We start from the raw sequence: 6,000 nt of genomic DNA, 5'->3' as shown, positions 1-6,000 counted from the left end.
TCGGCGCCGGCGTCGTCTCGAAAATCCTGAAGTAAGTCGGGACATCGGATACCGGACGGGGCCGGAAAGCCCCGGACGGGCAAAGAACAGATGGTGCGTCTTCGGGCGCGCCATTCCCTCTTGACAGTGATGGCGCACCCCCTTACCCGGGCCGCCTGATCTCCGAGAGATTTGGTTCGACGCAGGCGCCGCATTCGGCGGTGTCTGCCTCTCAACCTGAAGAAGCCCGCGAGAGGCATGACTGACATGACTGGTCAAAACATCCGCATCCGGCTCAAGGCCTTCGATTACCGCGTTCTGGACGCCAGCACGCAGGAAATCGTCAACACGGCCAAGCGCACCGGTGCACAGGTCCGGGGTCCGATCCCGCTGCCGAACAAGATCGAGAAATTCACGGTTCTGCGTGGTCCGCACATCGACAAGAAGTCGCGCGACCAGTGGGAGATCCGCACGCACAAGCGCCTTCTCGACATCGTTGATCCGACCCCCCAGACCGTGGACGCGCTGATGAAGCTCGACCTCGCCGCTGGCGTGGACGTCGAGATCAAGCTGAACTGAGGAGGGCGGAGAGATGCTGCGCTCCGGCGTTATCGCAAAGAAGCTGGGCATGACCCGGCTGTTCCTGGAAGACGGCAAGCAGGTTCCTGTCACCGTCCTTCAGCTTGACAATCTTCAGGTCGTGGCTCAGCGCACGGCCGAGAAGGACGGCTACACTGCCGTTCAGCTCGGTGCGGGCGTGGCCAAGGCCAAGCGCACCACCGCGGCGATGCGCGGCCATTTCGCCAAGGCGAACGTGGCCCCCAAGCGCAAGATCGCGGAATTCCGTGTGAGCCCGGAAAACCTGATCGAGGTTGGCGCCGAAATCTCGGCTGCCCACTATGCCGAAGGGCAGTTCGTGGACATCGCCGGCACCTCGCTCGGCAAGGGCTTCGCCGGTGCGATGAAGCGTCACAACTTCGGCGGCCTGCGCGCCTCGCACGGTGTGTCCGTGTCGCACCGTTCGCACGGTTCGACCGGTCAGTGCCAGGATCCCGGCAAGGTGTTCAAGGGCAAGAAGATGGCGGGTCACCTCGGCTCCGTCCGCGTCACCACCCAGAACATCCAGGTTGTCCGCACCGATGCCGACCGTGGCCTGATCATGGTCAAGGGCTCGGTTCCCGGCTCCAAGGGCGGCTGGGTCACGATCAAGGACGCGGTGAAGAAGCCGCTGCCGAAGGATCTGCCGATGCCCGCCGCGATCAAATCCGCTGCTTCCGCCGTGGAAGCCGCTCCGGCCGCTGACATTGCGGTCGAAGGGGGTGAAGCATGAAACTTGATGTGATCAAGCTCGACGGCGGCAAGGCCGGCACGATCGACCTGGACGAAGCGCTCTTCGGCCTGGAACCGCGCGCCGACATCCTGCACCGCGTCGTCCGCTGGCAGCGCGCCAAGGCCCAGGCCGGCACGCACAGCGCCAAGACCCGGTCGGAAGTCAGCTATTCGACCAAGAAGATCTACCGCCAGAAAGGCACCGGTGGCGCCCGCCACGGCGACCGCAAGGCCCCGATCTTCCGTCACGGCGGCAAGTACAAGGTTCCGACCCCGCGCAGCCACGCGCACGACCTGCCCAAGCAGGTGCGCGCGCTTGGCCTGAAGCATGCTTTGTCGGCCAAGGCCGGTTCGGGCAATCTCGTGATCATCGACACCCTGTCGATGGCCGAGGCCAAGACGGCGATCCTCGCCAAGGCGGCCAAGGAGCTGGGCTGGAAGAAAGTGCTGATCATCGACGGCGCCGAGGTGAACGAGAACTTCGCCCGCGCAGCGGCCAACATCGAAGGTATCGATGTGCTGCCGTCGATGGGTGCCAATGTCTATGACATCCTCAAGCGTGAGACGCTGATCCTCACCAAGGCGGGTGTCGAGGCTCTGGAGGCCCGTCTTGGCAAGGGGAATCTGAAATGAGCGTGAAACCCGAACATTACGACGTGATCAAGCGTCCGGTCATCACCGAGAAATCGACCCTCGCGGGCGAGAACAATGCGGTGGTGTTCAAGGTCGAGCGGTCGGCCACCAAGCCCCAGATCAAGGAAGCCGTCGAGGCGGTCTTTGGTGTGAAGGTGAAGGCGGTCAACACCACGATCACCAAAGGCAAGGCCAAGAAGTTCCGCGGCCGTCCCGGCGAGCGGAGCGACATCAAGAAGGCCTATGTGACCCTCGAAGAGGGCAACACTATCGACGTCCAGTCGGGCCTCTGATAGAAGCCGCACGAATCTCGCGGCCCCGACCATCGGGGCCGCGAGGCTTTTCGGGGGGATGGGCAGATTGCCCATCCTACCGGACCGTAGGATGGGCAATCTGCCCATCCCTCAAGTCGGGGACCTTCGGGGCCCTTCAAACCAAACGGACCAATGGTCCAAAGCAACGGAAGACAGAGAGCATGGCACTCAAGTCGTATAAGCCGACGACGCCTGGCCAGCGCGGGCTGGTTCTGATCGACCGTTCGGAGCTTTGGAAAGGTCGCCCTGTGAAGGCCCTCGTCGAGGGTCTGCGCAAGCACGGCGGCCGGAACAATACCGGACGGATCACGATGCGTCACCAAGGCGGTGGCGCGAAGCGTCTTTACCGCATCGTCGACTTCAAGCGGAACAAGTTCGATATCGCCGCGACGGTCGAGCGGATCGAGTACGATCCGAACCGGACCGCCTTCATCGCCCTCGTCCGCTATGCGGATGGCGAACAGGCCTATATCCTCGCCCCCCAGCGCCTCGCCGTCGGCGACAGCGTGATCTCGGGCGCCAAGACCGACGTGAAGCCCGGCAATGCGATGCCGTTCTCGGGCATGCCGATCGGCACGATCGTTCACAACGTGGAACTGAAGCCCGGCAAGGGCGGCCAGCTGGCACGCGCCGCGGGCACCTATGCCCAGTTCGTCGGCCGTGACGGCGGCTATGCGCAGATCCGCCTGTCGTCGGGCGAGCTTCGCATGGTGCGTCAGGAGTGCATGGCGACGGTTGGCGCGGTCTCGAACCCCGACAACTCGAACCAGAACCTCGGCAAGGCCGGTCGTCGCCGCCACATGGGCATCCGCCCGACCGTCCGCGGCGTTGCGATGAACCCGATCGACCACCCGCATGGTGGTGGTGAAGGCCGCACCTCCGGTGGCCGCCACCCGGTTACGCCGTGGGGCAAGGGCACCAAGGGCAACCGCACCCGCACGAACAAGGCGACCGACAAATACATCGTTCGCTCGCGCCACGCGAAGAAAGGGCGTTAATCCATGTCTCGTTCCATCTGGAAAGGCCCCTTCGTTGATGCCTATCTGCTGAAGAAAGCGGAAAAGGCTCAAGGTTCGGGCAAGAACGAAGTGATCAAGATCTGGTCGCGCCGTTCCACCATCCTGCCGCAGTTCGTCGGTCTGACCTTCGGCGTCTACAACGGCCAGAAGCACATTCCGGTCAACGTCACCGAAGAGATGATCGGCCAGAAGTTCGGCGAATATTCGCCGACGCGGACCTATTACGGTCACGCCGCCGACAAGAAAGCCAAGAGGAAGTAAGCCATGAGCAAGGAAAAAAATCCGCGCCGCGTGGCCGATAACGAAGCCTTCGCCAAGGCGAAGATGCTTCGCACCTCGCCGCAGAAGCTCAATCTCGTCGCCGCGCTGATCCGTGGCAAGAAGGTGGAAAAGGCCCTGTCGGACCTGACCTTCTCGAAGAAGCGGATCGCGATCGACGTGAAGAAATGCCTGCAATCCGCCATCGCCAATGCCGAGAACAACCATGGTCTCGACGTTGACGCGCTGGTGGTGGCCGAGGCCTATGTCGGCAAGAACCTGGTGATGAAGCGTGGCCGTCCGCGGGCGCGCGGCCGTTATGGCAAGATCATGAAGCCGTTCAGCGAACTGACCATCAAGGTGCGTCAAGTTGAGGAGTCTGCATAATGGGTCAGAAGGTCAACCCCATCGGGATGCGCCTCCAGGTCAACCGCACCTGGGACAGCCGCTGGTTTGCTGACAGCAAGGACTACGGCAACCTGCTTCTTGAAGACCTCAAGATGCGCGACTTCATCCATGAAGAGTGCAAGCAGGCCGGTGTCTCGAAAGTCATCATCGAGCGTCCGCACAAGAAGTGCCGCGTGACGGTTCACACCGCGCGTCCGGGCGTCATCATCGGCAAGAAGGGCGCGGACATCGAAACGCTGCGTTCGAAGCTCGCGAACTTCACCAAGTCGGAACTGCACCTCAACATCGTCGAAGTCCGCAAGCCCGAACTGGACGCGATGCTTGTGGCGGAATCGATCGCCCAGCAGCTGGAGCGCCGCGTGTCCTTCCGTCGCGCCATGAAGCGCGCCGTGCAGAACGCGATGCGCATGGGTGCCCTCGGCATCCGTGTGAACGTCGCGGGCCGCCTCGGCGGCGCGGAAATCGCCCGGACCGAATGGTACCGCGAAGGTCGCGTGCCGCTGCACACGCTGCGCGCCGACATCGACTATGCTCTGGCGGAAGCCACCACGCCCTACGGGATCATCGGCTGCAAGGTCTGGATCTTCAAGGGCGAGATCATGGAGCATGACCCGCAGGCCCGCGACCGCCGCGCGGCCGAGGCTCAGGACGGTCCGGCCCCGCGTGGTCCGCGCCGCGATGACCGCCGCGACCGGTAAGGAGAGACAAGATGCTGCAACCCAAACGGACAAAGTTCCGCAAACAGCACAAGGGCCGCATCCACGGTGAAGCCAAGGGCGGGTCTGACCTGAACTTCGGCGGCTTTGGTCTCAAAGCCACCGAGCCCGAGCGCGTCACCGCGCGGCAGATCGAGGCAGCCCGCCGCGCGATCACCCGCCACATGAAGCGTCAGGGCCGCGTCTGGATCCGGATTTTCCCGGACCTGCCGGTCTCGGCCAAGCCGACCGAAGTCCGGATGGGCTCGGGCAAGGGCTCGGTCGATTTCTGGGCCGCCCGCGTCCACCCCGGCCGGATCATGTTCGAGATCGACGGCGTTGCCGAAGACATCGCGCGTGAAGCCCTGCGCCTCGGTGCGATGAAGCTGCCGGTCAAGACCCGCGTTGTGGTCCGCGAGGACTGGTAAGGGCAGGGGGCAACCCCGACCGACGGAATGGACCCCTGCCGGGAACGGCGGGGGTTTTTCTTTCTTGCCAACACCCGCCCCGCACTTGATGCGGGGCCTCTGCCGGCGAAGAGGCCCCGGCTCAAGGCCGGGGCGGGCCCCTGATGACGCGGGGTTTGAAGCAACCAGCCACCGTTTGCCGCAATGTCCCATGTGCCACCCCTTGCACCACCCCTCCCCTTCGTGGGAGGGGAAGGGGGAGGGGGGCTGGCCCCCGCCCGTCAGCCCGGACCCGACCCATGCCCGACATCTCCACCCTCTTCGTCACCCGCCTCTATCGCGCCGCCCTGAACGAACTGGCCAAGCCCAAGGTCGATTACGGCGAACTGAACGCCTCCTGCCTCGCCATCGCCGAGGATGACGAGGCGGGGCAGCGCTGGTGCGAGGACAATGGCTATCCGGGCTATACCTCGTATGCGTCGCTCGACGACCTGCCCTGGCGCTTCCCGATCTTCGGGGCCCTGGAAAAGGCGCTCGACAAGCATGTCGCGGCCTTCTGCAAGGACCTGGGCTTCGACCTTGGCGAGCGCAAGCTGAAATGCAACGCGCTCTGGATCAATATCCTGCCCGAGGGCGGCACGCATGCCTCCCATATCCACCCCCATTCGGTGATCTCCGGCACGACCTATGTGGCGATGCCTGAAGGGACGTCGGCGCTGAAGCTCGAAGACCCGCGCCTGCCGATGATGATGATGGCGCCGGTGGTGAAGAAGACCGCGCCCGAGGCGCTGCAGCGGTTCGTCTACGTCAAGCCAGCGGTCGGCGATGTGCTCTTGTGGGAAAGCTGGCTCCGCCACGAGGTGCCGATGAACATGGCCGAGGAAGAGCGGATCAGCGTCAGTTTCAACTACGGCTGGGCCTGAGGCGCCGTCCCGCCTCCGTCGCCCCCGCGTGCCGC

At 64.0% G+C, this 6,000-nt stretch carries 10 protein-coding genes; all 10 read left to right on the top strand.

The window, feature by feature from the left end; all coding sequences use genetic code 11:
* The first annotated feature begins 246 nt into the window (after nt 1–246).
* The 10 genes from rpsJ to P0645_RS06460 all read left to right on the top strand — a co-directional run bounded on the left by rpsJ (nt 247) and on the right by P0645_RS06460 (nt 5,965).
* Nucleotides 247–558 carry a 30S ribosomal protein S10 gene (gene rpsJ / locus P0645_RS06505; protein ID WP_104070856.1) on the top strand — a complete coding sequence of 104 codons (312 nt, stop codon included), beginning with the start codon at nt 247–249 and terminating at the stop codon, nt 556–558.
* Nucleotides 559–571: 13 nt separating this feature from the next.
* Entirely contained in the window at nt 572–1,309 is a 738-nt protein-coding gene (gene rplC, locus P0645_RS06500) for a 50S ribosomal protein L3 (protein ID WP_284163755.1), read from the top strand.
* On the top strand, nt 1,306–1,941 hold the full coding sequence (gene rplD / locus P0645_RS06495) for a 50S ribosomal protein L4 (RefSeq protein ID WP_284163754.1): 636 nt from the start codon (nt 1,306–1,308) through the stop codon (nt 1,939–1,941). The genes rplC and rplD overlap by 4 nt, the downstream gene beginning before the upstream one ends.
* Complete coding sequence (locus tag P0645_RS06490; RefSeq protein ID WP_284163753.1) at nt 1,938–2,234, top strand: 50S ribosomal protein L23; 297 nt, start codon at nt 1,938–1,940, stop codon at nt 2,232–2,234. Before rplD ends, P0645_RS06490 begins: the two co-directional genes overlap by 4 nt.
* Nucleotides 2,235–2,416: 182 nt before the next feature.
* The gene (gene rplB, locus P0645_RS06485; RefSeq protein WP_284163752.1) at nt 2,417–3,253 is read left to right on the top strand and encodes a 50S ribosomal protein L2; all 837 of its coding nucleotides are present in this window, start codon (nt 2,417–2,419) and stop codon (nt 3,251–3,253) included.
* Nucleotides 3,254–3,256: 3 nt separating this feature from the next.
* On the top strand, nt 3,257–3,535 hold the full coding sequence (gene rpsS, locus P0645_RS06480) for a 30S ribosomal protein S19 (protein WP_267633426.1): 279 nt from the start codon (nt 3,257–3,259) through the stop codon (nt 3,533–3,535).
* Between the two features lie 3 nt (nt 3,536–3,538).
* Nucleotides 3,539–3,919, top strand: coding sequence for a 50S ribosomal protein L22 (rplV, locus tag P0645_RS06475; RefSeq protein ID WP_267633427.1), 381 nt, complete (start codon nt 3,539–3,541; stop codon nt 3,917–3,919).
* Nucleotides 3,919–4,638 (top strand): 30S ribosomal protein S3, encoded by a 720-nt coding sequence (gene rpsC / locus P0645_RS06470; RefSeq protein ID WP_267633428.1) that lies wholly within the window; start codon nt 3,919–3,921, stop codon nt 4,636–4,638. Before rplV ends, rpsC begins: the two co-directional genes overlap by 1 nt.
* Before the next feature lie 11 nt (nt 4,639–4,649).
* A complete protein-coding gene (gene rplP / locus P0645_RS06465; protein ID WP_267633429.1) occupies nt 4,650–5,063 on the top strand; it encodes a 50S ribosomal protein L16 in 414 nt (137 codons plus the stop codon).
* 278 nt (nt 5,064–5,341) lie between these two features.
* Nucleotides 5,342–5,965: a TIGR02466 family protein gene (locus P0645_RS06460; RefSeq protein ID WP_284163751.1), complete on the top strand. Its 624-nt coding sequence runs from the start codon at nt 5,342–5,344 to the stop codon at nt 5,963–5,965.
* The last annotated feature ends 35 nt before the right edge of the window (nt 5,966–6,000 follow it).

Origin of the sequence: Frigidibacter sp. SD6-1, from assembly GCF_030143255.1 — a bacterium.
Taxonomy (GTDB): domain Bacteria; phylum Pseudomonadota; class Alphaproteobacteria; order Rhodobacterales; family Rhodobacteraceae; genus TMP-24.
This window is presented reverse-complemented; position numbering and strand designations above follow the sequence as displayed.

Bases quoted from the DNA above. Each gene is read 5' to 3' on its own strand.
- rpsJ (WP_104070856.1), top strand. From the start codon at position 247: ATGACTGGTCAAAACATCCGCATCCGGCTCAAGGCCTTCGATTACCGC.
- rplC (WP_284163755.1), top strand. From the start codon at position 572: ATGCTGCGCTCCGGCGTTATCGCAAAGAAGCTGGGCATGACCCGGCTG.
- rplD (WP_284163754.1), top strand. From the start codon at position 1,306: ATGAAACTTGATGTGATCAAGCTCGACGGCGGCAAGGCCGGCACGATC.
- P0645_RS06490 (WP_284163753.1), top strand. From the start codon at position 1,938: ATGAGCGTGAAACCCGAACATTACGACGTGATCAAGCGTCCGGTCATC.
- rplB (WP_284163752.1), top strand. From the start codon at position 2,417: ATGGCACTCAAGTCGTATAAGCCGACGACGCCTGGCCAGCGCGGGCTG.
- rpsS (WP_267633426.1), top strand. From the start codon at position 3,257: ATGTCTCGTTCCATCTGGAAAGGCCCCTTCGTTGATGCCTATCTGCTG.
- rplV (WP_267633427.1), top strand. From the start codon at position 3,539: ATGAGCAAGGAAAAAAATCCGCGCCGCGTGGCCGATAACGAAGCCTTC.
- rpsC (WP_267633428.1), top strand. From the start codon at position 3,919: ATGGGTCAGAAGGTCAACCCCATCGGGATGCGCCTCCAGGTCAACCGC.
- rplP (WP_267633429.1), top strand. From the start codon at position 4,650: ATGCTGCAACCCAAACGGACAAAGTTCCGCAAACAGCACAAGGGCCGC.
- P0645_RS06460 (WP_284163751.1), top strand. From the start codon at position 5,342: ATGCCCGACATCTCCACCCTCTTCGTCACCCGCCTCTATCGCGCCGCC.